At 60.8% G+C, this 24,917-nt stretch carries 27 protein-coding genes; 15 read left to right on the top strand and 12 right to left on the bottom strand.

Annotated elements, in window-relative coordinates; all coding sequences use genetic code 11:
* The first annotated feature begins 8 nt into the window (after nt 1–8).
* The 3 genes from ACDZ94_RS03185 to ACDZ94_RS03175 all read left to right on the top strand — a co-directional run bounded on the left by ACDZ94_RS03185 (nt 9) and on the right by ACDZ94_RS03175 (nt 2,325).
* Nucleotides 9–473: a CreA family protein gene (locus ACDZ94_RS03185; protein WP_064454105.1), complete on the top strand. Its 465-nt coding sequence runs from the start codon at nt 9–11 to the stop codon at nt 471–473.
* 101 nt (nt 474–574) lie between these two features.
* Nucleotides 575–1,057, top strand: a complete 483-nt coding sequence (locus ACDZ94_RS03180; protein WP_064454104.1) for a glutathione peroxidase — start codon at nt 575–577, stop codon at nt 1,055–1,057.
* A 164-nt stretch (nt 1,058–1,221) separates the two neighbouring features.
* Nucleotides 1,222–2,325 carry an NADH:flavin oxidoreductase gene (locus ACDZ94_RS03175; RefSeq protein WP_064454103.1) on the top strand — a complete coding sequence of 368 codons (1,104 nt, stop codon included), beginning with the start codon at nt 1,222–1,224 and terminating at the stop codon, nt 2,323–2,325.
* Nucleotides 2,326–2,363: 38 nt separating this feature from the next.
* On the opposite strand, the gene ACDZ94_RS03170 is transcribed toward ACDZ94_RS03175, so the two are convergent.
* Together ACDZ94_RS03170 and cysZ are read right to left on the bottom strand one after the other, a co-directional pair.
* A complete protein-coding gene (locus ACDZ94_RS03170) occupies nt 2,364–3,542 on the bottom strand; it encodes a glycosyltransferase family 4 protein (protein ID WP_407016170.1) in 1,179 nt (392 codons plus the stop codon).
* Between the two features lie 54 nt (nt 3,543–3,596).
* Nucleotides 3,597–4,361: a sulfate transporter CysZ gene (cysZ, locus tag ACDZ94_RS03165; protein ID WP_221295629.1), complete on the bottom strand. Its 765-nt coding sequence runs from the start codon at nt 4,359–4,361 to the stop codon at nt 3,597–3,599.
* A 293-nt stretch (nt 4,362–4,654) separates the two neighbouring features.
* On the opposite strand from cysZ, the gene trxB reads away from it, so the two are divergent.
* Nucleotides 4,655–5,617 carry a thioredoxin-disulfide reductase gene (gene trxB, locus ACDZ94_RS03160; protein ID WP_025858049.1) on the top strand — a complete coding sequence of 321 codons (963 nt, stop codon included), beginning with the start codon at nt 4,655–4,657 and terminating at the stop codon, nt 5,615–5,617.
* Nucleotides 5,618–5,786: 169 nt separating this feature from the next.
* Here the strand turns inward: trxB and ACDZ94_RS03155 are convergent, their stop codons facing one another.
* The 6 genes from ACDZ94_RS03155 to ACDZ94_RS03130 all read right to left on the bottom strand — a co-directional run bounded on the left by ACDZ94_RS03155 (nt 5,787) and on the right by ACDZ94_RS03130 (nt 8,779).
* On the bottom strand, nt 5,787–6,125 hold the full coding sequence (locus ACDZ94_RS03155) for a HopJ type III effector protein (RefSeq protein ID WP_432751063.1): 339 nt from the start codon (nt 6,123–6,125) through the stop codon (nt 5,787–5,789).
* Nucleotides 6,118–6,414 (bottom strand): DUF1244 domain-containing protein, encoded by a 297-nt coding sequence (locus ACDZ94_RS03150; RefSeq protein ID WP_064454098.1) that lies wholly within the window; start codon nt 6,412–6,414, stop codon nt 6,118–6,120. The genes ACDZ94_RS03155 and ACDZ94_RS03150 overlap by 8 nt, the downstream gene beginning before the upstream one ends.
* 84 nt (nt 6,415–6,498) lie before the next feature.
* Nucleotides 6,499–6,870 (bottom strand): dihydroneopterin triphosphate 2'-epimerase, encoded by a 372-nt coding sequence (gene folX / locus ACDZ94_RS03145; RefSeq protein ID WP_003194073.1) that lies wholly within the window; start codon nt 6,868–6,870, stop codon nt 6,499–6,501.
* 2 nt (nt 6,871–6,872) lie between these two features.
* Nucleotides 6,873–7,433 carry a GTP cyclohydrolase I FolE gene (gene folE / locus ACDZ94_RS03140; RefSeq protein WP_262666254.1) on the bottom strand — a complete coding sequence of 187 codons (561 nt, stop codon included), beginning with the start codon at nt 7,431–7,433 and terminating at the stop codon, nt 6,873–6,875.
* A gap of 20 nt (nt 7,434–7,453) precedes the next feature.
* Complete coding sequence (gene folM / locus ACDZ94_RS03135) at nt 7,454–8,164, bottom strand: dihydromonapterin reductase (protein WP_064454096.1); 711 nt, start codon at nt 8,162–8,164, stop codon at nt 7,454–7,456.
* Between the two features lie 57 nt (nt 8,165–8,221).
* Nucleotides 8,222–8,779, bottom strand: a complete 558-nt coding sequence (locus ACDZ94_RS03130; protein ID WP_128590117.1) for an antibiotic biosynthesis monooxygenase — start codon at nt 8,777–8,779, stop codon at nt 8,222–8,224.
* Between the two features lie 212 nt (nt 8,780–8,991).
* On the opposite strand from ACDZ94_RS03130, the gene ACDZ94_RS03125 reads away from it, so the two are divergent.
* Nucleotides 8,992–9,951 (top strand): MerR family transcriptional regulator, encoded by a 960-nt coding sequence (locus ACDZ94_RS03125; RefSeq protein ID WP_432751062.1) that lies wholly within the window; start codon nt 8,992–8,994, stop codon nt 9,949–9,951.
* Between the two features lie 2 nt (nt 9,952–9,953).
* Here ACDZ94_RS03125 and ACDZ94_RS03120 read toward each other — a convergent pair whose 3' ends face one another.
* Nucleotides 9,954–10,559, bottom strand: coding sequence for a hypothetical protein (locus tag ACDZ94_RS03120; RefSeq protein ID WP_262666251.1), 606 nt, complete (start codon nt 10,557–10,559; stop codon nt 9,954–9,956).
* 58 nt (nt 10,560–10,617) lie between these two features.
* Nucleotides 10,618–11,085: a PAS domain-containing protein gene (locus ACDZ94_RS03115; protein ID WP_064454092.1), complete on the bottom strand. Its 468-nt coding sequence runs from the start codon at nt 11,083–11,085 to the stop codon at nt 10,618–10,620.
* A 130-nt stretch (nt 11,086–11,215) separates the two neighbouring features.
* On the opposite strand from ACDZ94_RS03115, the gene ACDZ94_RS03110 reads away from it, so the two are divergent.
* On the top strand, nt 11,216–11,671 hold the full coding sequence (locus ACDZ94_RS03110; protein ID WP_064454091.1) for a flavodoxin: 456 nt from the start codon (nt 11,216–11,218) through the stop codon (nt 11,669–11,671).
* On the opposite strand, the gene ACDZ94_RS03105 is transcribed toward ACDZ94_RS03110, so the two are convergent.
* Nucleotides 11,652–12,548: a LysR family transcriptional regulator gene (locus tag ACDZ94_RS03105; protein WP_432751061.1), complete on the bottom strand. Its 897-nt coding sequence runs from the start codon at nt 12,546–12,548 to the stop codon at nt 11,652–11,654. The two genes, ACDZ94_RS03110 and ACDZ94_RS03105, sit on opposite strands and share 20 nt — an antisense overlap.
* A gap of 98 nt (nt 12,549–12,646) precedes the next feature.
* Here ACDZ94_RS03105 and ACDZ94_RS03100 point away from each other — a divergent pair, with 98 nt between their 5' ends.
* From ACDZ94_RS03100 to ACDZ94_RS03065, 8 genes are all read left to right on the top strand, one after another.
* A complete protein-coding gene (locus ACDZ94_RS03100; protein ID WP_064454089.1) occupies nt 12,647–13,033 on the top strand; it encodes a CidA/LrgA family protein in 387 nt (128 codons plus the stop codon).
* On the top strand, nt 13,023–13,709 hold the full coding sequence (locus ACDZ94_RS03095; protein ID WP_064454088.1) for an LrgB family protein: 687 nt from the start codon (nt 13,023–13,025) through the stop codon (nt 13,707–13,709). Before ACDZ94_RS03100 ends, ACDZ94_RS03095 begins: the two co-directional genes overlap by 11 nt.
* 140 nt (nt 13,710–13,849) lie before the next feature.
* Nucleotides 13,850–14,632 carry a class II aldolase/adducin family protein gene (locus ACDZ94_RS03090; protein WP_221295625.1) on the top strand — a complete coding sequence of 261 codons (783 nt, stop codon included), beginning with the start codon at nt 13,850–13,852 and terminating at the stop codon, nt 14,630–14,632.
* Complete coding sequence (locus ACDZ94_RS03085) at nt 14,632–15,534, top strand: alpha/beta fold hydrolase (RefSeq protein WP_064454086.1); 903 nt, start codon at nt 14,632–14,634, stop codon at nt 15,532–15,534. The genes ACDZ94_RS03090 and ACDZ94_RS03085 overlap by 1 nt, the downstream gene beginning before the upstream one ends.
* A gap of 131 nt (nt 15,535–15,665) precedes the next feature.
* On the top strand, nt 15,666–16,577 hold the full coding sequence (locus tag ACDZ94_RS03080) for an SDR family oxidoreductase (RefSeq protein ID WP_064454085.1): 912 nt from the start codon (nt 15,666–15,668) through the stop codon (nt 16,575–16,577).
* A 482-nt stretch (nt 16,578–17,059) separates the two neighbouring features.
* Nucleotides 17,060–18,850, top strand: a complete 1,791-nt coding sequence (locus ACDZ94_RS03075; protein WP_064454084.1) for a DUF1302 domain-containing protein — start codon at nt 17,060–17,062, stop codon at nt 18,848–18,850.
* 26 nt (nt 18,851–18,876) lie between these two features.
* The gene (locus tag ACDZ94_RS03070) at nt 18,877–20,235 is read left to right on the top strand and encodes a DUF1329 domain-containing protein (RefSeq protein WP_064454083.1); all 1,359 of its coding nucleotides are present in this window, start codon (nt 18,877–18,879) and stop codon (nt 20,233–20,235) included.
* A 259-nt stretch (nt 20,236–20,494) separates the two neighbouring features.
* Nucleotides 20,495–22,993 (top strand): LuxR C-terminal-related transcriptional regulator, encoded by a 2,499-nt coding sequence (locus tag ACDZ94_RS03065; RefSeq protein ID WP_432751060.1) that lies wholly within the window; start codon nt 20,495–20,497, stop codon nt 22,991–22,993.
* A 4-nt stretch (nt 22,994–22,997) separates the two neighbouring features.
* Here the strand turns inward: ACDZ94_RS03065 and ACDZ94_RS03060 are convergent, their stop codons facing one another.
* Nucleotides 22,998–23,876 (bottom strand): helix-turn-helix domain-containing protein, encoded by an 879-nt coding sequence (locus ACDZ94_RS03060; RefSeq protein ID WP_221295624.1) that lies wholly within the window; start codon nt 23,874–23,876, stop codon nt 22,998–23,000.
* Between the two features lie 138 nt (nt 23,877–24,014).
* Between ACDZ94_RS03060 and ACDZ94_RS03055 the strand changes: the two genes are divergently transcribed.
* Nucleotides 24,015–24,917, top strand: a complete 903-nt coding sequence (locus ACDZ94_RS03055) for a DMT family transporter (protein WP_221295623.1) — start codon at nt 24,015–24,017, stop codon at nt 24,915–24,917.

The following is a 24,917-nucleotide window of genomic DNA, read 5'->3' as shown; positions in this document are numbered from 1 at the left end:
AATATACGATGCGAGTCATGAAGGGTTTGCTCGGCCTGCTGCTGGTCATGCCGCTGCTGGCCAGCGCTGAAGAAATCGGCCAGGTTTCAACGGTATTCAAATTCGTCGGCCCCAACGACCGGATCGTGGTCGAGGCGTTCGATGACCCCAAGGTCGACGGCGTGACCTGCTACCTGTCGCGCGCCAAGACCGGCGGCGTGAAAGGCGGGCTGGGCCTGGCCGAAGACCGCGCCGAAGCCTCGATTGCCTGCCGCCAGGTTGGCCCGATTCATTTCAAGGGCGAACTCAAGGATGGCGACGAAGTGTTCAAGGAGCGCACCTCGCTGGTGTTCAAGACCATGCAGGTGGTGCGCTTCCTCGACAAGAAGCGCAATACCTTGGTGTATCTGGTCTATAGCGACCGTCTGATCGAAGGCAGCCCGCAGAATGCGGTCACCGCTATTCCAATTTTGCCCTGGCCAACGGCGCAGTAACCGGCGGGCGAGTTTTTCAATCGGCGTCTATGATTGCAGGCTTGCGGTCTGTAATCTCGAACTGCCGCAATGCGAAGAACATGGGATATCTGGAGTTCGTCATGAGTGCTTTCCACGATCTGAAACTCAAAGCTTTAGACGGACAAGACCTGCCGCTGGCGCCCTACAAAGGGCAGGTTGTGCTGGTAGTCAACGTCGCCTCCAAATGTGGCTTGACCCCGCAATACGCGGCGCTGGAAAACCTCTACCAGCAGTACAAAGGCCAGGGTTTTACCGTGCTTGGCCTGCCCTGCAACCAGTTTGCAGGCCAGGAGCCGGGCAGTGAGGAGGAGATCCAGGCGTTCTGCAGCTTGAATTATGGCGTGACGTTCCCGTTGGGCAGCAAGCTTGACGTCAATGGCCACGACCGTCATCAGCTCTATCGCTTGCTGGCTGGCGAGGGCGCCGAGTTTCCAGGGGATATCACCTGGAACTTCGAAAAATTCCTGCTGGGCAAAGACGGGCGAGTGCTCGCGCGATTCTCGCCCCGCACGGCGCCGGATGATCCAACGGTCGTCCAGGCCATCGAAAAAGCCCTGAGCTAAATCGTTCCTGCCGAAGGTGAGGGAGCAAACGCCCTCGCCGCAGGTTAGCGGCACCTGACTTCCCTCGCTTTTACCCCTTAATCACCCAGATCAATAGTGCTACCCAGCACTGTGCACTCTCCATATTATCCACATCATAAACACCTCTTCTGTGGAGTGCTCCCATGCCTGTCCAAGCCTTGTTCAAACCGTTCCAGCTCGGTGCACTGCAGCTTTCGAGCCGTGTGGTGATGGCGCCGATGACCCGTTCGTTCTCGCCGGGTGGCGTGCCGAATTCCAAGGTCATCGAATACTATCGCCGCCGCGCCGCCGCCGGCGTAGGGCTGATCATCACCGAGGGTACTGTGGTCGGCCATCAAGCCTCCAACGGCTACCCGAACGTCCCGCATTTTTACGGTGAAGCCGCGTTGGCCGGCTGGAAGAAAGTGGTCGATGCCGTGCACGCAGAAGGCGGCAAGATTGTCCCGCAGTTGTGGCACGTGGGCAGCGTGCGCCGTATTGGTACCGAGCCTGATGCCAGCGTGCCGGCCTACGGTCCAATGGAAAAGCTCAAGGATGGCAACGTGGTGGTCCACGGCATGACCACCCAGGACATCAAGGACGTGATCAACGCCTTTGCCCAGGCCGCCAAGGATGCTCAGAGCATCGGCATGGACGGCGTGGAGATCCACGGCGCCCACGGTTACCTGGTCGACCAGTTTTTCTGGGAAGGCAGCAACCAGCGCACCGACGAATATGGCGGTAGCCTGGCCAATCGTTCGCGCTTTGCCATCGAGTTGATCCAGGCCACCCGCGCTGCCGTGGGCCCGGATTTCCCGATCATCCTGCGTTTCTCTCAGTGGAAGCAGCAGGATTACACCGCACGCCTGGTGCAAACCCCTGAAGCCCTGGGGGAATTCCTCAAGCCGCTGTCTGACGCCGGTGTCGATATTTTCCACTGTTCCACCCGTCGTTTCTGGGAGCCGGAGTTCGAAGGTTCAGACCTCAACCTGGCGGGCTGGACTCGTCAGCTCACCGGGAAACCGACCATCACTGTCGGCAGTGTCGGTCTGGATGGTGAGTTCCTGCAGTTCATGGTCAACACCGACAAGGTTGCGCAGCCGGCCAGCCTGGAGAAACTGCTGGAGCGCCTTAACAACGACGAATTCGACTTGGTGGCTGTAGGCCGTGCCTTGCTGGTGGACCCGGACTGGGCCGTGAAGGTGCGTGAAGGTCGTGAAGGCGACATTCTGCCGTTCAGTCGTGAGGCGTTGACGACGTTGGTGTAAGTGGCGCCCGCGAGCGTGATCTGACAGCCAACACCCTGTCAGATCAAACGCGACTGTGCGGCAATCACCGGCTGCTCGCCGCACACCCCGCGCAGGTGGCGCTCGAACTGCTCAATAATCGCCGGCCAGCCCTGGCGGCTGGCATGTTGGCGAGCATTCAAGCGCATGCGGCGCAAGCTCTCGGCATCCTCCAGCAGCCAGTTGGCGGCATCGCAAAACGCATCCTCATCCCCAGGCATCGCCAGCACGCCGTTGTAGCCATGGCGAATATGCTGGGTCGCGGCTGCCTGGTCGTAGGCCACCACTCCCAATCCCGAGGCCATGGCTTCCAGCACCACGTTGCCGAAGGTTTCGGTCAGGCTGGGGAACAGGAACACATCACCGGACGCGTAATGCCGGGCCAGTTCTTCGCCGCGCAGGGCGCCGCAGAAAATCGCCTCGGGCAATTCCTTTTCCATCATTGCCCGCTGCGGGCCATCACCCACGATGATCAGTTTCATCTGGCGCAGTGGGTAAGTGTCTTGCAAGGTTTCGAAGCAGCGTTTGAGCAACCCCAGGTTCTTTTCCTGCGCCAGTCGGCCCACATGCAGCACGGCGATTTGATCACTGTTAAGTACCCAGCTTTCACGCAGCGCGTTATCGCGCTTGGCGGGGTGGAACAATTGGCTATCGACCCCGCGAGACAGCATCCCCAAACGCTCGAAATTTCGACGCTCCAACTCCAGGCGTTGGCTGGCACTGGGAACTAGGGTCAGGCTCGAGCGGTTGTGAAACCAGCGCAAGTAGTGGGTCACCATACGGCTCAACATGCTCAAACCGTATTGGTTCGAGTACTGCTGGAAATTGGTGTGAAAACCGCTGACCACGCTGATCCCCAGACGACGCGCTGCGCGCAACGCGGATAAACCCAGTGGCCCTTCCGTGGCGATGTACAGCACGTCCGGGCGTTGGCGAGTCCAGCGTCGCAGCAATTTGTGCATCGACGACTGGCCCCATTGCAGGCCGGGGTAGCCTGGCAGCGGCCAGCCGCGGCACAGCAGCAATTCGTCGTCGCTGGGGCGGCTCTGGTCGGCACCCTGGCGCGGGCGCACTAACTCCACCTGATGGCCGCGCGCGCGCAAACCCTCACACAGGCGGCCAAGGGTATTGGCCACCCCGTTGATTTCCGGCGGGAAGGTTTCGGTAATCAGGGTGATGTGAAGCGAAGCTGTCGTCATGACCCACAGTGTCACTGTGGGCCATGTCGTCATTGTGTCACTGGGATGATGGATTTATGACGTGGCCACATTTTGCCGTGCCATGGCCTCAGCACCTTGCTCGCGCACCCAGAACAGTGTGGCCCCGGCCACCGCCGCCGGCATCATCAGCAGGTTCACCACCGGCACCAGCAGCACCAGATAGACGATGCCGCCGAAGCTCATGCTCTGCCAGCGTTTCTGGCGCAGCCAGGCGAGCATTTCGTTCCAGCCCAGCTTGTGGTTGTCCGCCGGGTAGTCGATGTACTGGATCGCCATCATCCACACGCCAAACAGCAGCCACAGCGGTGCGGCGATCAGGTTGACCACCGGAATGAACGACAGGATAAACAGGCCGATGGCCCTGGGCAGGAAGTAACCCAGCTTGCGCATTTCCCGCGCGAGGGTGCGCGGGACCATGGCAATCAGCTCACCCCAACTGAAGGGCGGGAAGTCATCGGTGCCGCGTACTACGACCTCAACCTTCTCCGCAAGAAAACCGTTGAACGGTGCGGCAATGACATTGGCGAGCATGGTGAAGGTGAAAAACACCATCAACACCACCAGCACGACAAACAGCGGCCACAAGATGTAGCTGAGGAAGCTCAGCCAGCCAGGCAGTGTCGGCATCAAGGTGTCGACCCACAGGCTGAACTGATGGCCGGCGAAATAGATCAAACCGACGAACAGCACCAGGTTGATCGCCAATGGCAGCAGCACAAATAGACGCAGGCCAGGGCTCAACACCAGTTTGAGGCCTTCACGCAGGTATTGCGGGCCGGAAAGAGCAGGGGCAGGCATGGAGAACTCCGAGCAGGATGACGAACGGGCCGACCTTACCGGCTTTGCATTCAACGCGAAAGCGCGGTCGGTGTGACGACATCAAAGGTAACAAAGGTGTCGATTAACCGAGCCGACTGCATAGAGACCGCCTATGAGCTGGATTGTTATTCCGTATTTCCTTAATCTTGCCCCCCTCGATACGCTGCACCCATTATTTTTCAGGACCTGCGAGTTCAAGCCTTCCCCAAGTGCTTCGCGGTCCTTTTTTATTCCAGCCGCCTTGTTGTCCGGGTGGTCGATAGGAGTGAGTCATGTCTGATACCCGTCATTCGCGAGTGATTATTCTCGGTTCCGGCCCTGCCGGTTACAGCGCTGCCGTCTACGCTGCCCGGGCCAACCTCAAGCCGCTGCTGATCACCGGCATGCAGGCGGGCGGTCAGTTGACCACCACCACTGAAGTCGACAACTGGCCGGGCGACGTCCACGGTCTGACCGGCCCGGTGCTGATGGAGCGTATGAAAGAACACGCCGAGCGCTTTGAAACCGAGATCGTTTTTGACCACATCAATAAAGTCGATTTCTCCAAGAAACCTTACAGCCTGACCGGTGACAGCGGCGTCTACACCTGTGACGCGTTGATCATCGCCACCGGCGCCAGCGCCCGTTACCTGGGCCTGCCTTCCGAAGAAGCGTTCATGGGCAAGGGTGTTTCGGCCTGCGCGACCTGCGACGGTTTCTTCTATCGCAACAAGCCGGTCGCCGTGGTCGGTGGCGGTAACACCGCCGTCGAAGAGGCGCTGTACCTGGCCAACATCGCCAGCACCGTGACCCTGGTTCACCGCCGTGAAACCTTCCGCGCCGAGAAGATCCTGATCGACAAGCTGCACGCCCGTGTCGCTGAAGGCAAGATCATCCTCAAGCTCAACGCCACCCTGGATGAAGTCCTGGGCGACAACATGGGCGTGACCGGTGCTCGCCTGAAAAACAACGACGGCAGCTTCGACGAGTTGAAAGTCGACGGCGTGTTCATCGCCATCGGCCACACCCCGAACACTTCGCTGTTCGAAGGCGTGCTGGAAGCCAAAGACGGTTACCTGGTGGTGCAGGGCGGCCGTGAAGGCAACGCCACCGCCACCAACATCGAAGGTATCTTTGCCGCCGGTGACGTGGCCGACCACGTCTACCGCCAGGCCATCACCTCGGCCGGCGCCGGTTGCATGGCGGCCCTGGATGCCGAGCGTTACCTCGACGGTTTGAAGGACGCTGCGTTCTAAATCCGTTGAAATAAAAAAACCGGCTGAGAGGCCGGTTTTTTTATGCGCAGGATTTAGCTGGCGGCGTAAACCCCTGTGGGAGCTGGCTTGCCTGCGATAGCTGTGTGTCAGTCACCATCGCCATCGCGGGCAAGCCCGGCTCCCACAGGGACCGCGTTTCCAGATTGGATCAGCGGCGGGTCAGTGGCTGCGCAGCAAATTTCACACCGGCCAAACCATGCGCAATCAACGCGCGAATATTGCTGTGATCACTGCCCTCAGGCGTCGCCACCACTGAACGGTAATGCTCACCAAATGCCAGCAACGCTTGCTGATCGCTCAAGCCTTCCAGCAGCGCCAGCCCCAGGGTCTTGCACGAGCCTTCGTTTTGACCGGCGGCGTTTTCCACGCTGCCGTTGGTGAAAGCTTGCGGCTGGTAGTCGTAACCGGCGGCGATAAAGGCCAGTGTGTCGGCAAACAGGTGTTCGCCGCTGTCGAGGCTGGCGCGCAGGGTGTTCAGGTCAGTCATGGGGTTTTCCTTTGGCAAACGCCGCCTGTTGGTCGGCGTTGGCTTCTTTCTGGTATTGGGCTTTCCACTCGGCGTACGGCATGCCGTACACCACTTCACGGGCGTCATCGAGGCTCAGCTCGATGTGGCGCTCGTCGGCCTCGGCCTTGTACCACTTGGACAAGCAGTTGCGGCAGAAGCCCGAGAGGTTCATCAGGTCGATGTTCTGCACATCCTTGCGGCTGTCCAGGTGCGCCACCAACCGGCGGAAGGCGGCGGCTTCGAGTTCGAGGCGTTGTTGGTCGTTCATAGAGGTCTCTTCGAGACAGCTTTCAGCGCACAAGCTTCAAGCTGCAAGTTGGAATGCGTATGGCTTATAGCTTAAAGCTTGCGGCTAGCGGCTTGCAGCCAGGGTTATTGAAACCGACTCGGCAAAACGCAGCGCGTGGGGCTTGTCCACTTCGACTTCGGCGTACAGCACCGATTCGTTGCTCATCACCAGGTCCAGCAACTCCTGGGTCAGGCGCTCCAGCAGGGCGAAGCGGTTGCCTTCCACGTGGGCGATAATGGCCTTGGTGATGGTGCGATAATTCAGCGCGTGGTCGATATCGTTGTCGCGCACGGCTTCCTGAGCGGCATACAGGATGGTCAGGTTGATCAGCACGTCCTGCTTGTTGAGGATCTCATCCTCGTTGATACCGATAAAGGTGCGCAGGCACAGGTCTTTGACCCGGATGCGCGCCATGCCTGGTTGAAGTTGTGGCATTGCTACTTGCTCCGTCCGATCAGTTGCAGGAACTCCATGCGCGTGGTGTTCGACTCGCGGAAAGCGCCGAGCATCACCGAGGTGTTCATGGTTGAATTCTGTTTTTCCACGCCGCGCATCATCATGCACATGTGCTTGGCTTCGATCACCACGGCCACGCCGGCGGCCTGGGTGACCTGCTGGATGGCGTCGGCGATTTGCCGCGTGAGGTTTTCCTGGATCTGCAGGCGCCGCGCGTACATGTCGACAATGCGCGCCAGTTTCGACAGGCCGAGCACCTTGCCGGTCGGAATATAGGCTACATGGGCCTTGCCGATAAAGGGCAGCAGATGGTGCTCGCAGAGTGAATACAGCTCGATATCCTTGAGGATCACCATCTCGTCATTGTCGGACGCGAACAGCGCGCCGTTGACGATTTCGTCCAGGTTCTGCTCGTAGCCATGACACAAGTACTGCATGGCCTTGGCAGCGCGCTTGGGGGTGTCGAGCAAGCCTTCGCGTTCCGGGTCTTCGCCCAGGCCTTCGAGGATTTCACGGTAGTGTTGGGGCAGGGACAAGGTCATACAACATCCTCAAAAACGGCTTACTTGATATGCCGCCCGCCGTTGACGGTCAGGGTGGTACCGGTGACATAGGGGTTGTCCAGCAGGTAACGCACGCTCTGGTAGATCACCTCCGGCCCAGGCTCGAGGCCGAGTGCCGATTTGGCCAGGACCTTGGCGCGGTAGGTCGCGTCATCGCCTTCGTTGAACATCACCATCGCCGGGGCGATGCCGTTGACCTTGATCGTTGGCGCGAACTGCGCGGCAAATGACAACGTGAGGCTGTCCAGGCCTGCCTTGGTGGCGCAATAGGCGATGTGTTGGCGGCTGCCCTTGCGCACCACGTCATCGCTGATATGCACGATATCGGCGGGTGAAGAGCGTTGCAGCAAAGGTGAACAATGCAGGTTGATCAAGTACGGCGCAAGCATGTGCACGCTGAACATGTCGGTAAACGCGCGGCTTTCGTCGCCGGGCGTTTCTGCGACCCACGCCGAAGCGTTGTGGATGATCGCGCGCAGGCTGTCGGTATGGGTTTTGAGTGCGGCGATGAAGGCCAGGATCCCGGCTTCACTGGAGAAATCGGCAAACACGCCGAGCGCACCACGCTCACGCAAGGCCGCAACGCCTGGGCGTTCGCTGCGGTAGCTGAAAATCACCGAATGGCCCTCGTCCAGCAGGCGTTCGGCGCAATGCAGGCCGACACGCTGGCCGGCACCGGTAATCAGGATCGGGGCGTTCGTTGCAGTCATGGGAGGCTCAAGTCGCTGGCAGATTGAAACTATACCAGCGACCGGCCAGCCCTGTACTCACGCAGCAGCTTCGGTGACCTTACGCGGCGGCGCGGGGTGCAACCAGCTCGCCAGCAGGTGCGTCGACAGCGGAATAAAGAAGTAAACCATCAGGGGCGTGAGCGCGAGTGTGCTGACCAAAACGCGGCTGAACAGGTCAAGCTCGCTGAGCAGCGGCTCCAGGCCGAAGTTGAACAGCAGCGACACCGGGAAAAATGCCAGCCAGATCGCCACGGCCTGTTTCCAGCGCGGTGGTCGCGCACCCACGGCGCCGAACCAGCCATCAATACCACTGACGCGATGCTCGGACGGGTCGGCAAACAGCTCGCTGCCACGGCTTAGCCAGGCGCCGCGCGACGCGGAGAACTCCCAGGCGTGCAGGGTTTTTTCGTCGGCGAAGCGGAAGATAATCTGAAACTCATCATCGTTGGGCGGCGGTGCAAGGACGCCGGAGCCCAGGTAACCGGGGAAGTCGGTGGCCAATTGCTCGCCTTCGCGCAGCCAGGCCATCAGTTCTTCATAGCGCCCTTTGGCCACGCGGCGCGCAACCATCAAGGTGACGGGTGAGGTAGACATTGTGTATCTCCAAATATCAGGTGCGCTGAACCGGGTAGGTAACGCGCAAAGATGGCGGCCGGGTTAGGCCACCACCTGAAAAACAGGCAAGGATTATTCCTGTTTTGAAAAATTACGCCAGTGACATTGGTCCGAAGATCCAGGCCCTTGAAAAGGACAAGTATTAAGGCGTTAAATGGGCTCCAAATTCACGCGGACGTTTTCGACCTCTGATGCCCGAAATTACTGCGCCTACTCACGAAATTGCCTCTGAAAACCGCGCTGATTCCGCAGCGTTGTTTCCGATTCGTGAAGTCTCAAGATTGACAGGTGTGAACCCCGTCACATTACGTGCATGGGAGCGTCGTTATGGCCTCATCCAGCCTACGCGCACCGAAAGTGGGCATCGCCTCTACTCCAACGCTGATATTGAGACCGTCAATCGCATTCTCGATTGGATTGAGCGAGGCGTGGCCGTGAGCAAGGTCGGCAAGATTCTTGCGCGCGATGATCAGCAGGCCAGCGCCGTTCGCGCAGAGCGCGATGACGTCGAGGAAAGCGAATGGCCGCAGTGGCGGGCGCGGTTGGTGCAGGCTGTCAGTGCCTTTGACGATCGTCAGTTGGAGAGCCTGTACGGGCAGATTCTTGCGACCTACCCGCTTGGCGTGGCGTTCCAGGATATCCTCATGCCTCTGTGGAATGACCTGCTACGCCATCAGGGCCGATTCGGCCAAGCCAGCGAGTGGCTTTTTTACGATTCCTTCCTGCGCATACAGACCTTTCTGCGCCTGCAGGTCGCGTGTGTCTCACCTGCGCCCCGGGTATTGCTGACAGCCATGCCTGGCGAGTGCCGTAAATTGGAGTTGCTGGTGGCGGCGTTGCTGATGAGTCGCGATGACCTGTCGGTGAAGGTGCTTGGCATGGGCCAGCCCTTTGAAGAATTGACGCTGGTGTGTGAAAGAATGCATCCCCAGGCGCTGATTATTTTCTCCAACCATTCACACAATCAGGATCTGGCTGGGCGCTTGAGTCGCCTGGCGTTGACCCTGGATTGCCCGCTGTTTCTCGCCGGTGTCGCTTCGGACTTGTCCGAGAAGGATTTTGCGGGTTCCTCCGTAGGCAGCCTGGGCAATGAAGGCAGCTTGATGCGGCGCCGCTTGCAGCAGTTTCTCAGCGGCGGGCTGGATACCTGATATCAGGCGTGTACATGCGGGTGGACCAGTCGGTGCTGGTGCAGGATGAACTGGCGCAGGCGTTCGATCTCCTCCGCATCGCTTTGGCTCAGGCGGTAGGCGAATAAACCTCGGGCGGTCTCCCGCTCCAGCGTGCCACGCAGCGCAATACGCTCGTAACCGGACGGGCTGAACCACAGGGAAAAGGTTTTCGGCGGTTTGACCCGGCCGCGAACCTCCACCAGCACGCCTTTGAATGACACCTCATGCACCCACAGCGCGCCGGGGTTGCCCTTGGCGGTCTCCATCACCACCGGTGTTTCCAGCGCCAGGCGCCACGGGCGGATCATCGGGCCGTCTTCAAAAATGCTCGGTACCCCCAAGCGCAAGTGAACCGCATGAAACTCATCCTCCACCAGGTGCAAAGGGAAGGTGAGTTGCTGGTTGTCGAACTGCGCTTGGATGGTGACGTGGTCGTGAGCGGCCAACCGCGTGAGCAAGTCGCGAATCTGTGCACCGCCGTTGACGGTCAGGCTCGACCATGCGTCCCGCAGATTGAGCTGCGGGTTGTGCTGCATGTCCTGGATAAAATCCAGTTCGTCCTGCGTCAAGAGAGCGTCGCGGTGCATGGATGTAGCTCAAGGATGAGGTACTAAAAAGCCATTATCCCTCTAAAGGCCTCGTTTACTACAACTTGTTATTTCCGCTCGTCGTTTCAAGTGCTGCCAACTGCGCTTTAAGCTGAGCCACTTGCGCCTCCAGCTGCGCGACGCGTTGTTGCGCTTTCACCTGCGCCGTGACGTCTTTTTGCACGCCGACGAAATACGTCTGCTTGTCCGCCTCGTTATAAACCGTCGACAGCGACAGCTCATTCCAGAAATGCGTGCCGTCCTTGCGGTAGTTGCGCAGGATTTCCCGGCAGGATCCACCGCTGTCGAGAGCTTCGCGGATGGCCATCAGCGCCGGCTGATCGCGATCACCCGCCTGCAGGAAGCGGCAATCCTGATAAAGAATTTCGTCCAGGGCATACCCCGTCAGGCGCTCGAACGCCGGGTTAACGTAGATCAGTGGTTTGTCTTTGCCTTCTCGTTCGGCGACGACGATGCCGTCGTTGGAAGCAGCAATCACCATTTGCATCAGCTTGGCGTTAATCATTGAGCAGTCCATGGCTGGTTTTTCAGAGCTTGGAGTTTATGGCAAGTTTTGAATGTTGCACCGTGCGCACTGAAATATTTGCGTCAGCTGCTAATATCCCACCCTTTCGCTCAACTACAGGATCAGATTGATGAAAGTCGCCATCCTTTCCGGCTCGGTCTACGGCACGGCTGAAGAAGTTGCCCGCCACGCTGAAGCCATCCTCAAAGAGGCCGGTTTTGACGCCTGGCACAACCCTCGCGCCAGCTTGGCCGACGTGCAGGCCTTTGCCCCTGAAGCCTTTCTGGCGGTGACCTCGACCACTGGCATGGGTGAGTTGCCCGATAACCTGCAACCGCTGTATTCGATGATTCGCGACCAACTGCCCGCCGCCTGGCGTGGCCTGCCCGGTGCAGTCATCGGCCTGGGCGACGCGAGTTACGGCGACACGTTCTGCGGTGGCGGCGAGCAAATGCGCGAGCTGTTTGGCGAGCTGGGCGTGCGCGAAGTGCTGCCGATGCTGCGTCTGGACGCCAGCGAAAGTGTCACTCCGGAAGCCGACGCCGAGCCTTGGCTGGCCGAGTTGGTCACTGCACTGCGCGGTTGACCGGGAATTCGCGCAGCAACGCCAGCCAGGCTTGGGCGGCTTTGGACAGATAAGCGCCCTCACGCCAGATAAAGGCAATGTCCCAGCGCAGGTAGTCGGGCGCCTTGAGTGTCAGGCGCACCACGCCTGGCCGCACCAACCCGCGGGCGACCACACTGGGCAGCAACACCACGCCCTGGCCGGCCGCGACCAGGGCCGCCAGAAAGTCCGCCTGGCCGCTGCGACCGATTTCTTTGGGCGTGAAGCCCAATTGCTGACATGCCTGCATCAGCCGGTCATTGAGTACAAAACTGCGCTGGTACATCAGGAACGGCGTGTCTGCCAATTCTTCCAGGCGCACTTGGGCGTTGTCGGCCAGGGGATGATCCATCGGCAACAAGGCATCCAGCGGTTCATCGCAGAAGGCCTGCCAGGCAAACGCCGGGTCGCTGGGCATCAGGCTGCCGCCCACATCCAGCTCGCCGTTCAAAATCGCTTGCTCGATGGTGCGACTGCCACCCTCCAGCAATTGGATGGTGACCTTCGGATAACGCCTGCGGTATTCGGCGAACAGCCCCGCAAACAACGAATCGCCGGCCAATAGCGGCAGGCCCAGGCGTAACTCGCCACGGGTCAGTTGCTGCATATCATCCAGTTCACTGAGCAATTCGTTTTGCAGGCGCAGCATGGCCTCTGCGCGCTGCAATACCACCGTGCCGGCAGCCGTCAGGCGGATGTGTGAGCCGTTGCGTTCCAGCAGCGCCGTACCGAGGCTCTGTTCCAACTGTGCGACCTGCTTGCTGACGGCGGATTGGCTGATATGCAGGGTTTTCCCGGCTTGGGTAAACCCCCCTCGGTGGATCACTTCGACGAAGCTGCGCAGCTGTTTGAATTCCATTATCAGGATTCCAGTTTGGAATAGCATGCAGTCTAACAATTCGCTGTGGGGATGAGGGCGGCCTCTTTAAAATGGCGGCCTGCGAGGACCCAAAGCTCATGAAACGTTTTACCTTCAAACATCTTGGCCGCCTGCTGACGGAGCTGGTCGTACTGCTGGCTATCTATCTGCTGGGCACTCAACTGTCGGTCTGGTTCGCCTGGCCAATCCCGGGTGGCGTCGTGGGCCTGGGGCTGTTGCTGGCGACATTCGCCAGTGGGCTGGTCAAGCCGGCCGCCCTGCAGCTGGGCGCCGGGGTGTTGATGGCAGAAATGCTGTTGTTCTTTATCCCGGCCCTGATGAGCCTGCTCGACTACGGTGGCCTGGTGCGCAATGACGGCTGGCGCATCCTGCTGGTGATTGGCTTCAGTACCTTGTCGGTGATGCTGGTGACTGCCTTCACCGTGGAAATGGTCTGCCGCTGGAGCATGCGCCGTGAAGCTTGAGCTGATGCCGGTGTTCTGGCTCGCCCTGACCCTGGGCGCCTATATTTTCAGCCGCTGGCTCTACCGCCGCACCGGGCGCTACTTGCTATCACCGTTGATCCTGGTGCCGGCGCTGCTGCTGGCGGTGGCCGTGCCGATGAAAACCGCCTACGCCGAATACGCCACCGACACGCACTGGTTGATGCTGGTGCTGGGGCCGGTCACCGTGGCGTTTGCCGTGCCGATCTGGCAACAGCGCCGCTTGTTGGCGCGCCACTGGTCGGCGTTGCTGCTGGGGATGGTGGCGGGCAGCGCGGCCTCCATCGGCACCTCGTTCGGGCTGGCCAAGGCATTGGCGTTAAACAGCTCGGTGACCCTGTCCTTGTTGCCGCGCTCGATCACTACGCCGTTTGCCATGCCGGTATCCTCCGACCTCGGTGGCGTACCGGAACTCACTGCCGTGTTTGTGATGTTCACCGGCGTGTTCGGCGCCATGCTCGGTGGTGTGCTGCTCAAATGGTTGCCGCTGCGCACACCCCTGGCGCGGGGTGCGTTGTTTGGCGTGGGCGCCCACGGCGCGGGCGTCAGCCGGGCGCAGGAAGTGGGCGGCGAAGAAGGTTCGGTCGCGGGGCTGGTGATGGTCTTGACGGGTTTGCTCAACCTGTTCGCCGTGCCTTTATTGGCGGCGCTTCTCTGACGCGAGTTGGACTATTCTCATGACTGACTCGCTCAGTCATCAAGCTGGCTGCGAAGGCAACTACTTGCGCCACGGCGTCTGACTAGACTGGCCCTTCATTCAAAAAAACAATAAGAACGTGAACCAAGGAGGTTGTTACCGTGAGCCTAGCCCCCGTTCCATCGTCACAGAATGTCAAAGACCAGGTCAGCGCTGCCGAATGGCAAACCCGCGTCGACCTGGCGGCCTGCTATCGGCTGGTGGCGATGCATGGCTGGGACGATCTGATTTTTACGCATATTTCCGCCAAAGTGCCCGGCACCGATGATTTCCTGATCAACCCTTATGGGCTGATGTTCCACGAGATTACCGCTTCGAGTCTGGTCAAGGTCGACCAGGCGGGCAAAAAGCTGATGGACAGCCCCTACGAGATCAACCCTGCGGGCTACACCATCCACAGCGCCATCCATGAAGTCCGCCATGACGTGGTCTGTGTCCTGCACACCCATACGGCGGCCGGCGTTGCGGTGTCGGCGCAGAAGCAGGGCGTGTTGCCGATCAGCCAGCAAGCCACCTTTGTGTTGTCCAGCCTGGCGTACCACGCCTATGAAGGTGTGGCGCTGAACCACGAAGAAAAGGCGCGCTTGCAGGCGGACCTGGGCGACAACAACTTCCTGATGCTGCACAACCACGGCCTGCTGACGTGCGGTGGCACCATCGCCGACACGTTCCTGATGATGTTCACGTTTCAGCGCGCCTGCGATATCCAGGTATTGGCGCAAAACGGTGGCGCCGAATTGATTGCGATCGAGCCGCAGATTTTGGCGGGCGCCAAGGCGATGGTGGCAGCTGTCACAAAGAGCGCCCAAGGTATGGGCGGTGCACTGGCGTGGCCGGCGCTGTTGCGTAAATTGGACGTGCAAGATCCCGGGTATAAAAGCTGATGCCTCTCGCCGAAATCCCGCTCAGAGCCTGGCGCAAACGTGCCCAGACGTTCGTGTTTCGTGGCCACACGGTCCGTTACTGGGTGGCCGGGCAGGGCGAGCCGTTGCTGTTGATTCATGGTTTTCCCACCGCCAGTTGGGACTGGCATTACCTGTGGCAGCCCCTGGCCCAGCGTAACCTGGTGATTGCGTGCGACATGCTTGGGTTTGGCGATTCGGCTAAACCGCTGGATCACGCGTATTGCCTGTTGGCGCAGGCCGACCTGCAACAGGCGCTGCTCGACTACCTGCGCGTGGAGCAGCCGGTGCATGTGTTGGCCCATGACTACGGCGACAGCGTCGCTCAGGAATTACTGGCTCGCCATTACGAAGCTCGCTTCGCGATGGCCAGCTGTGTGTTCCTCAACGGCGGGCTGTTTCCGGAAACCCACCGCCCGGCCCTGGTGCAGAAACTGTTGCTTAGCCCCATCGGCTGGATGATCGGCCGCGCCTTCGGGCGGAATGCCTTGTCGGATAGTTTCAGTCAGATTTTCGGCCCGAATACGCGGCCCAGTGAAAGTGCTCTGGATGACTTCTGGAGCCTGATCAGCTGCAATGACGGCCCGCGCATCCTGCACAAACTGATCGCTTATATTCCCCAGCGCCGCCGCCTGCGTGAGCGCTGGGTGACGGCAATGCAGCGCGACGGCGTGCCAATGCGGGTGATCGACGGCGAAGTCGATCCGATCTCCGGTGCCCATATGGTGGAGCGTTATCATCAGTTGGTGCCCAACGCCGACACGGTGTTGCTGGCCAATATCGGCCACTATCCGCAGATCGAGGCGCCCGTGCTGGTGCTCAAGCATTACCTCGAGTTTCGCGAGCGAATGGGCCAGCCGGCGCCGTGTGTTGCCTATTCCTGAGCGGCCTGCTGTTGTGGGGTAATCATCCCGCTGCCTTATCGAGCACCATTCAGCCTCGGCTGACTTTATTGTGACCAGAGGCTGCGTGCCTGACACTCACCCCATTCCCATTGTCGCCAGCGGAGTTCGGTATGAGTGAGTCAGTGCAGTTCCAGGATAAGGTCGTGATCGTCACCGGTGCCGGCGGCGGGTTGGGCCGGGCCCATGCGCTGCTGTTTGCCAGGCACGGGGCCAAAGTGCTGGTCAACGACCTCGGCGGTTCAACCCAGGGCGAAGGCGCCAGTGCCTCGGCCGCCGACCGGGTGGTGAATGAAATCCGCGAGGCTGGCGGCATTGCCGAGGCCAACCATGACTCCGTTACCGACGGCGACAAAATCGTGCAGAACGCGCTCGACGTCTTCGGTCGTGTTGACGTCGTGGTGAACAACGCCGGCATCCTGCGTGACAAGACTTTCCAAAAAATGGACGACAGTGACTGGGACCTGGTTTACCGGGTGCATGTCGAAGGTGCCTACAAAGTCACCCGCGCTGCCTGGCCGCATATGCGCGAGCAAGGTTATGGCCGTGTGATCTTCACCGCGTCCACCTCGGGCATCTATGGCAACTTCGGCCAGTCCAACTACGGCATGGCCAAGCTTGGCCTGTATGGCTTGACCCGCACCCTGGCGCTGGAAGGGCGCAAGAACAACATCCTGGTCAACGCTATTGCCCCCACCGGCGGCACGCGCATGACCGAAGGCCTGATCCCGCCGCAAGTGTTCGAACGCCTCAAGCCGGAACTGGTCAGCCCGTTGGTGGTGTACTTGGGCAGCGAGGCGTGCCAGGAAACCTCCGGGCTGTTCGAAGTCGGCGGCGGCTGGATCGGCAAGACCCGTTGGGAACGCAGCCTGGGTGTGGGGTTCGACCCGGAGGCCGGGTTTTCGCCGGACGATGTGGCGGCGCACTGGGCGCAGATTTGTGACTTCGAGGGCGCGGTGCACCCCAAGGACACGATCGAAGCGTTGGCGCAGATGATGGCCAACTTGCAGAAGTTCAGCCTCTGATCGTTGCTTGAACACTGTTTAATCTTACGGGGCGCTAAGGGCGCCCCGTTTTTTTGGCACATAAAAAAGGCCGCTGCAAAGGCAGCGGCCGAAGTAAGACGTTGGATCAAGGAGCGATAAATCAACGTCAGTGAACACAGGTAACAGATTGAATACATTGACCAATCTATTGAAATTCGACTTTTCTCCCGAAGTCGGGAGCGGGCGGTTTGCCCTGAAAGCCCGGTAAGAATAGTCGGTTGTAACAAAATGAGTAATAGCGGTTCATGACAAGGACTGTTACTTAATTTGCAACAGTCTTGAAGCGAGCGATCCATCCCCCTGATAACCCGCCATCCACCTGATCCATAGCCCCGCCCAAACCCCGGCCAGAGCCCCTGCTAATCCTTTCGAGCGACAGTGCGAATACCCCTTTGGTGCGCTTATCGCTCCTGACGAGCGGCAGTAGGGTGGGGCCTTCTGTCACTCACCGGGGAAGACGCATGACAAAAACAACAATGCGCGCCATCTTCACGCCACAGGCGCTGGCCACTGCGGTTGCGCTGGGCTGCTGCGCCCAGGCACAGGCTGTGTCGTTCAACATTGGCGAAATCGAAGGGCAATTCGATTCCTCGCTGTCGGTCGGCGCCAGTTGGGGCATGCGCGATGCCGACAAAAAACTGGTGGGGATTCCCAACGGCGGAACGGGGCAGGCGTCCACCGGGGATGACGGGCGGCTGAACTTCAAGAAGGGCGAAACCTTCTCCAAGATCTTCAAGGGCATTCACGACCTGGAGCTCAAGTACGGCGACAGCGGCGTGTTTGTGCGCGGCAAATACTGGTACGACTTCGAACTGCAGGACGAAAATCGCGAATTCAAGCAAATCAGCAATAACCATCGCGACGAGGGCGCGCGCTCCTCCGGTTACGAGCTGCTCGATGCGTTCGTCTATCACAACTATTCCATCGGCGACTTGCCGGGCAACGTGCGTGTCGGCAAGCAGGTGGTGAGCTGGGGCGAGAGTACGTTTATCGGTAACTCGATCAACAGCATCAACCCGATCGACGTGTCGGCTTTCCGCCGCCCGGGTGCCGAGATCAAGGAAGGCCTGATTCCGGTGAACATGCTGTTCGCCTCCCAGAGCCTCACCAATCAGCTGTCGGTGGAAGGTTTCTACCAACTGAACTGGGAAAACACCGTGGTGGATAACTGCGGCACATTCTTCGGTAACGACGTGGTGGCCCATGGCTGCAACGGCAACTACACCGTCGGTAGCCCGGCGATTGCGCCATTGCAACCGGTGGCCGCAGCGTTCGGCCAGGGCTTCCAGGTGACGCGCGAAGGTGTGGTCGTGCAACGTGCATCGGACCGTGAAGCCCGCGATGGCGGCCAGTTCGGCGCGGCGTTGCGCTGGCTCGGCGATGACACCGAGTACGGCCTGTACTTCATGAATTACCACAGCCGCACACCCACCGTGGGCACGATCACCGCCAACACCAACCTGGCCACCATCGGGCGTATCGCGGCGACCGCCAACGCCATCGCACCCGGCAGCGGCTCGGGCCTGGCCCAGAGCACCATGCTCGGCCGTGGCCAGTATTACCTCGATTACCCGGAAGACATTCGCCTGTACGGCGCGAGTTTCTCCACCACCTTGCCTACCGGCACGGCCTGGACCGGCGAAATCAGCTATCGCCCGAATGCGCCGGTGCAACTCAACACCACCGACCTGACCCTGGCGCTGGTCAACCCGATTGCCGGCCAAACCGCCTCGCCGATCCGCAGTTCGTTCGGCTCGGATAACTCAGGCTACCGCCGCAAGGAAATCACCCAGATCCAGAGCACCATGACCCAGTTCTTCGACCAGGTACTGGGCGCCGAACGCCTGACCCTGGTGGGCGAGGCGGCCTTCGTGCACGTCGGCGGGCTGGAATCCAAAACCAAACTGCGCTACGGCCGTGATTCGGTGTACGGCGCCTACGGTTTCGGCGGCGACACCGATGGTTTCGTCACGGCCAACTCCTGGGGTTATCGCGCCCGGGCAATCCTTGACTACAACAACGTGTTTGCCGGGGTGAACCTCAAGCCCAACCTGTCCTGGTCCCAGGACGTCAGCGGCTATGGCCCCAACGGCCTGTTCAATGAAGGCGCCAAGGCGATCAGCGTCGGCGTGGATGCGGACTACCGCAACACCTACACCGCCAGCCTCAGCTACACCGACTTTTTTGGCGGCGACTACAACACCCTCACCGATCGCGACTTTATCGCCCTCAGCTTCGGCGTGAACTTCTGACTTGGTTTAAGGAAGGACAAGAACCTATGCGTAAGCTATTTGCAGTGATGGCCCTGAGTATGCTGGCTGCCCAAGTCTTGGCCGCCGTGTCGCCCGAAGAGGCCGCCAAGCTCGGCACCAGCCTGACGCCGGTCGGCGCCGAAAAAGCCGGCAACGCCGACGGCTCAATCCCGGCCTGGACGGGCGGCATCCCGAAAAACGCCGGCGCAGTGGACAGCAAGGGCTTTCTCGCCGACCCATTTGCCAATGAAAAACCGCTGTTCGTGATTACCGCCGCCACGGTGGACAAGTACAAGGCCAAACTCTCCGACGGCCAGGTGGCGATGTTCAAGCGCTACCCCGAGACCTACAAGATCCCGGTGTACCCGACGCACCGCACGGTCAATCTGCCGCCGGACATCTATGAGTCGATCAAGCGCAGCGCCCTGAATGTGCACGCGATCAACGACGGCAACGGCCTGGAGAATTTCACCGGCAACCGCTACTACGCGTTCCCGATTCCGAAGAATGGCGTGGAAGTGCTGTGGAACCACATCACCCGTTACCACGGCGGCAACCTGAAACGCATCATCACCCAGGCCACCCCGCAGACGAACGGCAGCTACACGCCGATCCGCTTCGAGGAGGAAGTGGCGGTGCCGCAGGCTATCCCGGATATCGACCCGGCCAAGGCGGCCAACGTGTTGAGCTTTTTCAAACAATCGGTCACCGCCCCGGCGCGGTTGGCGGGCAACGTGCTGCTGGTGCACGAGACCCTCGACCAGGTGAAAGAACCGCGCCTGGCCTGGATCTACAACGCCGGCCAGCGCCGTGTGCGCCGAGCGCCGCAAGTGTCGTATGACGGCCCGGGCACTGCCTCCGACGGCCTGCGCACCACCGATAACTTCGACATGTTCTCCGGCGCTCCCGACCGCTATGACTGGAAACTGGTCGGCAAAAAAGAGATGTACATCCCTTACAACAGCTACAAGCTGGACTCGCCGACCCTCAAGTACGACGACATCATCAAGGCCGGGCATATCAACCAGGACCTCACCCGTTACGAGCTGCACCGGGTGTGGGAAGTGGTCGGCACCGTCAAGCCGAGCGAGCGGCATATCTACGCCAAGCGCCACATGTACATTGACGAGGACAGCTGGCAAGTCGCGCTGGTGGACCACTACGACGGCCGTGGCCAGCTGTGGCGTGTTGCCGAAGGCCATGCGCAGTTCTATTACGACCACCAGGTGCCGGCCTACACCGTGGAAACCCTGTACGACATCATCGCCGGTCGCTACATCGCGCTGGGGATGAAAAATGAGGAGAAGAGCAGCTTCGTGTTCGGCTTTGCGGCCAAGGCGGCGGATTACACGCCGGCGGCGTTGAGGTCTACGGGCGTTCGCTGATCTTCCATTTGAAATGCAATCAACCTGTGGGAGCTGGCTTGCCTGCGATAGCGGTGGGTCAGCCGGCCCACCTGTCACTGCTACATCGCCATCGCAGGCAAGCCAGCTCCCACAGTGACCGTCTTCCACTTTAGGGTGAAGTGGAATCCCGGCTCTTTTATGCCTGCCAATCACCCCGCTGAATACTTCTTCAACAACCGCCGACCACAGGACTAGGGTAGGCGTCAGGTTGCATAACAATAAAAAGCAGGATGCAGCAATGACCGCCATGACACGCTGCCTGGACCGTCCTGGATTCATGCCACGGCTGTCCGCTCACCATCTGTTGCGCCCGCGCCTGACCGAGCCTTTGCTCGCAGCGCCCGTCAGGGTCAAGTTGCTCTGCGCGCCGGGCGGCAGTGGCAAGAGTGCGTTGCTCGCAGAGTGTGCGTTGCAGGCGCCGAAAGGCTGCCAGGTCTATTGGCTGCCGCTCAATGGCGCGGTCCTCAGCCCCTACGAATTTTGTGAGCGTCTGGCGCACAACCTGGGGCTGCCCTTTGTCGATGAAGCCAGCTTGTTGCTCGACCTCAGCCGCTGGCAGCACGCGGCTTGGATATTTCTGGATGACTTCTGCCGTCTGCCCGCGCCTGGGCTGGACGCGTTGCTCGATCGTTTACTCAACGTCGCCAACCCCGCACTGACCTGGTGGCTGGGCGCGCGACGCCGGCCGGTGTGCAACTGGCCACGGCTGTTGCTCGACGATGAGTTGTTGGAATGCAGTGAGTTGGCATTCAGCCCCGCGCAGGTCCAGCAATTGCTTGGCCCCGGGCTGACTGTCGACAGCGTGATGCAGTTCAGCGCCGGTTGGTGTGCGGGTGTGCGTATCGCCCTGCTGGGCGACGGTCATCCGGACAAGACCCTGCTCGACTACCTGCAGCACGAGCTATTCAGTACCTTGCCGGTCGAACTGGCGGATGCCTGGCGTGTGCTGGCGCATCTGCCGCGTTTCAACCCGAGCTTGTGTGAGCACCTGTTCGGCTCTGGCGACGGCGATCAGTACCTGCGGGAGTTGCAGGCACTGGGTGCATTTATCCAGCCATGGGAAGGCACCACCGATTGGCTTCAAGTGTTCCCGCCGCTGGCGCGATTGCTATGCGATGAGCCCTGGCCGGCCAAGCGCTCCTGGCATCGGCGTGCCTGCCAGTGGTTTATCGGTGAGCGCGACTGGCAAGCCGCGTTTGAACAGGCCTTGCTGGCCGAAGAGTACGAAGTGGCGGTGAGCCTGTTACAGCACTTCAGTTTTGAAGACCTGTTCCGCCAGCAGAACGCGCTGCTGCTGTTGCGCCTGCATGAGCAGCATGGCGATGACTTGATGCTCGGTTCCGCGCAACTGGTGGGGCTGTTGACGGCGGCGCTGCTGTTTGCCGGGCGTTTTGACCAGGCGGGCGTGTGCATCGACCAGCTTGCCCGATTTGCCCCGCAACCCAGCGCAGCGCAACAGCGCCATTTGTTGGCCCGCTGGCAGGCGCAATGGGGTTGGCTGTTGCATCTGGGCGGCGATGCCGAGCGTTCCCGCGAGCATTTTCTGGAGGCCTTGCAAGCCTTGCCCGATAACGCCTGGACGTCGCGGGTGATGTGCCTCTCGGGCCTGACCCAGCAAGCCTTGCTGCGCGGTGAATTGGACGTCGGCCAAACGTTGAACCGCGAAGCCCTGTGCCTGGCGCGGGCCCACGGCTCGTTGGTACTGGAGGCGTTGCTGGAGCTGGATCACGCGCAATTATTGGAACAACGCGGCGCCCCGTATCGGGCGCAAAGCCTGCTCGAAAATGTGCAGGCGATGCTGATGCAGCAGCGGCTCAAGGCCGGGCCATTGGTGGGGCGCATCGCCCTGCGGCGCGGGCATTTGGCGCTGCGCCAAGGGCAGGACGCACTCGCCGGCGAGTGTTTCGAGGCCGGGCTGACGATGTGTCTGCACAGCCAGGACAAACGCGTGCTGTACGGGTTTCTCGGCCTGGCACTGCTGGCGGCCAACCATGGCGATTACGCCCAGGCCTTTATTCAACTGCGCGAAGCCGAGCGCTTGATGCAGCAACGCCAGGTGCCGGACTCGGTGTATCGCGCGGTGTTGCTGCTGGTCAGTGGGCACTTCTGGTTGCAGCAGGGCCGCGCCGACTTGACCGTGGAGGCGGTGCGCCGGGTGTTGCGCCACTTCCGTGGGCCGCAGGCCCGACAGGCACCGCCGGCCACGCTGGAATTGATTCCACGCCTGGAGTATTTGCTGGTGCTGGCCGAGGTTCGGCTGGGCTGCGCCGACCAACCCATGGTGCGGCTCAATGCCTTGCTCGACACCGCCCGGCAACGCGGCATGCTGTGCCTGGAAACCGAATTGCACCTCGTGCTGGGCGAAGTGGCCTGGCGCCTGGGCGATACGGCCCTGGCCCGTCACGCCCTGCAAACCGGCTTGGAACTGGCGGCGCGTTGCCAGGTACAGCAAGCCATTCGCGAGCTGCGCTTGCGCGCGCCCGGGTTATTGAGTGAGCTGGGGTTGGAGACACCGGCGTCGCCCGGCGGCGTGGCGGAAAACCCCCTGAGCCAACGCGAGCTGGAAGTGCTGCATTTGATCGCCCTTGGCAACTCCAACCTGGAAATCGCCGATCGGCTGTTTATTTCGCTGCACACCGTCAAGACCCATGCGCGGCGTATTCACAGCAAACTCGGCGTGGAGCGGCGTACCCAGGCGGTGGCCAAAGCCAAGACGTTGGGCTTGATGCGGGGCTGAAGGTTCAGGCGGTGCAGAAGGCCTGGCGGTATTCACCGGGCGTCGCGCCCATGGCTTGGCGAAAACGATGGGTGAAGTGGCTGGCGCTGGAGAAACCGCACATCCAGGCAATGTCACCGAGGGGCAGGGCGCCACCGCGCAATAGGGTTTGTGCACGAACCAGTCGTCGCGCCAGCAGGTATTGATGGGGCGGCAAGCCGAAGCTTTGGCGGAACATCCGCGCGAAATGGTATTCCGACAGCGCGCACAGGCCGGCCAGTTGCCCCAGGCTGATCGGGTCCTCCAGGTGGTGGTCGATGTAGTCCACCAACAGCCGCCGCTGATGCGCGGCCAACCCGCCTTTGAGGCGCAGGCCGTCGCGCGCGCCTACCTGGCTGAGCAAGGTGTGGCTGAGCATTTCATGGGCCAGGCTGCTGGTCAGCAGGCGCTCGGCGGGCTCGTGCCAGTTGAGGGCGATCAATTGGTGAAAGCGCCGGGCCTGGCTTGCGTCTTCGAGAAACGTGCTTTCGCGCAGTTGCAGTTCGCGTGGTTCGCGGTCGAGCAGGGTGACGCAGCCGAGGGCGAATTGTTCCGGGCTGAAATACACGTGGGCCAGGCGGATCTCGCCGTTAATCACCCAGGCTGACTGGTGTTCGGCCGGCAGGATACACAGCTTGTCGGGGCCGCCCTTGGTGCCCGGCTGGTCGCGGCGAAAGGTGCCGGTGCCGCCGCCGATGTAGCAGGACAAGGTGTGATGGCTGGGCGCCTGGTAATCCTGCGAGTCGTGATGGTTGCTCCACAAGGCCGCAGACAAGCCGTCACCGAGCTCGGCGCAGGCTTCCAGGCGAGCGTTGGGCGAGCGGTTGAGGGCTTGAAAGACTTGCAGGGATTCCAGATCAGGCATGGCGTGTGCTCTCCGACGCCTTGCATCCTACTCCGCGCCGCTGGCGCTGTGAGCCCACTGCCCGACAAAAGCGCAAGAATGTGCAAGAGCGCTCCCGGGTTGGCGGGTGACACTGTGGCTCAATCGACGGAGCCCGCTATGAACCTTTTCCTGTATTTACTCACCGTGCTGATCTGGGGCACCACGTGGATTGCACTCAAGTGGCAGCTGGGCGTCGTGGCGATTCCGGTGTCGATCGTCTACCGGTTTGGCCTGGCGGCGCTGGTGCTGTTTGTACTGTTGCTGCTGAGTCGCAAGTTGCAGGTGATGAACCGTCGCGGGCACCTGATCTGCCTGGCGCAAGGGCTGTGCCTGTTCTGCGTCAACTTCATGTGCTTTCTCACCGCCAGCCAGTGGATTCCGAGTGGCCTGGTCGCGGTGGTGTTCTCCACGGCCACGCTGTGGAACGCCCTCAATGCCCGGGTGTTTTTTGGCCAGCGGGTTGCGCGGAACGTGTTGATGGGCGGCGCGCTCGGGTTGATGGGCCTGGGTTTCTTGTTCTGGCCGGAATTGGCGGGGCACACCGCCAGCCCACAGACCTTGCTCGGCCTGGGCTTGGCCTTGTTGGGCACGATGTGTTTTTCGGCGGGCAATATGCTCTCCAGCCTGCAACAGAAGGCCGGGCTCAAGCCGCTGACCACCAATGCCTGGGGCATGGCGTATGGCTCGGCGATGCTCGCAACCTACTGCGCGGTGCGCGGGATTCCGTTCGAGATGGATTGGAGTGCGCGTTATGTCGGCGCATTGTGGTACTTGGTGATTCCGGGGTCGGTGATTGGTTTTACCGCCTACCTCACGCTGGTTGGCCGCATGGGGCCGGAGCGCGCGGCGTACTGCACGGTGTTGTTCCCGGTGGTGGCGCTGAATGTGTCGGCGTTTGCCGAGGGGTATCAGTGGACGGCCCCGGCGCTGATGGGGTTGGTGCTGGTGATGTTGGGGAATGTGCTGGTGTTTCGTAAGCCCAAGCCTGTGACCCCTGTCTACAAGGCGAAGGCAATCTAA

This window comes from Pseudomonas sp. UBT (assembly GCF_050915955.1).
Taxonomy (GTDB): domain Bacteria; phylum Pseudomonadota; class Gammaproteobacteria; order Pseudomonadales; family Pseudomonadaceae; genus Aquipseudomonas; species Aquipseudomonas antarctica_A.
This window is presented reverse-complemented; position numbering and strand designations above follow the sequence as displayed.

What these genes read in the sequence shown, in the direction of transcription:
- ACDZ94_RS03060 (WP_221295624.1), bottom strand. Translation starts at nt 23,876, where the DNA reads ATGCCTGATCTGGAATCCCTGCAAGTCTTTCAAGCCCTCAACCGCTCG.
- ACDZ94_RS03180 (WP_064454104.1), top strand. Translation starts at nt 575, where the DNA reads ATGAGTGCTTTCCACGATCTGAAACTCAAAGCTTTAGACGGACAAGAC.
- ACDZ94_RS03110 (WP_064454091.1), top strand. Translation starts at nt 11,216, where the DNA reads ATGAAAGTCGCCATCCTTTCCGGCTCGGTCTACGGCACGGCTGAAGAA.
- ACDZ94_RS03185 (WP_064454105.1), top strand. Translation starts at nt 9, where the DNA reads ATGCGAGTCATGAAGGGTTTGCTCGGCCTGCTGCTGGTCATGCCGCTG.
- ACDZ94_RS03115 (WP_064454092.1), bottom strand. Translation starts at nt 11,085, where the DNA reads ATGATTAACGCCAAGCTGATGCAAATGGTGATTGCTGCTTCCAACGAC.
- ACDZ94_RS03125 (WP_432751062.1), top strand. Translation starts at nt 8,992, where the DNA reads ATGCCCGAAATTACTGCGCCTACTCACGAAATTGCCTCTGAAAACCGC.
- ACDZ94_RS03080 (WP_064454085.1), top strand. Translation starts at nt 15,666, where the DNA reads ATGAGTGAGTCAGTGCAGTTCCAGGATAAGGTCGTGATCGTCACCGGT.
- ACDZ94_RS03070 (WP_064454083.1), top strand. Translation starts at nt 18,877, where the DNA reads ATGCGTAAGCTATTTGCAGTGATGGCCCTGAGTATGCTGGCTGCCCAA.
- trxB (WP_025858049.1), top strand. Translation starts at nt 4,655, where the DNA reads ATGTCTGATACCCGTCATTCGCGAGTGATTATTCTCGGTTCCGGCCCT.
- ACDZ94_RS03105 (WP_432751061.1), bottom strand. Translation starts at nt 12,548, where the DNA reads ATGGAATTCAAACAGCTGCGCAGCTTCGTCGAAGTGATCCACCGAGGG.
- ACDZ94_RS03085 (WP_064454086.1), top strand. Translation starts at nt 14,632, where the DNA reads ATGCCTCTCGCCGAAATCCCGCTCAGAGCCTGGCGCAAACGTGCCCAG.
- ACDZ94_RS03155 (WP_432751063.1), bottom strand. Translation starts at nt 6,125, where the DNA reads ATGACTGACCTGAACACCCTGCGCGCCAGCCTCGACAGCGGCGAACAC.
- ACDZ94_RS03055 (WP_221295623.1), top strand. Translation starts at nt 24,015, where the DNA reads ATGAACCTTTTCCTGTATTTACTCACCGTGCTGATCTGGGGCACCACG.
- ACDZ94_RS03065 (WP_432751060.1), top strand. Translation starts at nt 20,495, where the DNA reads ATGACCGCCATGACACGCTGCCTGGACCGTCCTGGATTCATGCCACGG.
- ACDZ94_RS03175 (WP_064454103.1), top strand. Translation starts at nt 1,222, where the DNA reads ATGCCTGTCCAAGCCTTGTTCAAACCGTTCCAGCTCGGTGCACTGCAG.
- ACDZ94_RS03170 (WP_407016170.1), bottom strand. Translation starts at nt 3,542, where the DNA reads ATGACGACAGCTTCGCTTCACATCACCCTGATTACCGAAACCTTCCCG.
- ACDZ94_RS03130 (WP_128590117.1), bottom strand. Translation starts at nt 8,779, where the DNA reads ATGTCTACCTCACCCGTCACCTTGATGGTTGCGCGCCGCGTGGCCAAA.
- ACDZ94_RS03075 (WP_064454084.1), top strand. Translation starts at nt 17,060, where the DNA reads ATGACAAAAACAACAATGCGCGCCATCTTCACGCCACAGGCGCTGGCC.
- ACDZ94_RS03150 (WP_064454098.1), bottom strand. Translation starts at nt 6,414, where the DNA reads ATGAACGACCAACAACGCCTCGAACTCGAAGCCGCCGCCTTCCGCCGG.
- cysZ (WP_221295629.1), bottom strand. Translation starts at nt 4,361, where the DNA reads ATGCCTGCCCCTGCTCTTTCCGGCCCGCAATACCTGCGTGAAGGCCTC.
- folX (WP_003194073.1), bottom strand. Translation starts at nt 6,870, where the DNA reads ATGCCACAACTTCAACCAGGCATGGCGCGCATCCGGGTCAAAGACCTG.
- ACDZ94_RS03100 (WP_064454089.1), top strand. Translation starts at nt 12,647, where the DNA reads ATGAAACGTTTTACCTTCAAACATCTTGGCCGCCTGCTGACGGAGCTG.
- folE (WP_262666254.1), bottom strand. Translation starts at nt 7,433, where the DNA reads ATGACCTTGTCCCTGCCCCAACACTACCGTGAAATCCTCGAAGGCCTG.
- folM (WP_064454096.1), bottom strand. Translation starts at nt 8,164, where the DNA reads ATGACTGCAACGAACGCCCCGATCCTGATTACCGGTGCCGGCCAGCGT.
- ACDZ94_RS03120 (WP_262666251.1), bottom strand. Translation starts at nt 10,559, where the DNA reads ATGCACCGCGACGCTCTCTTGACGCAGGACGAACTGGATTTTATCCAG.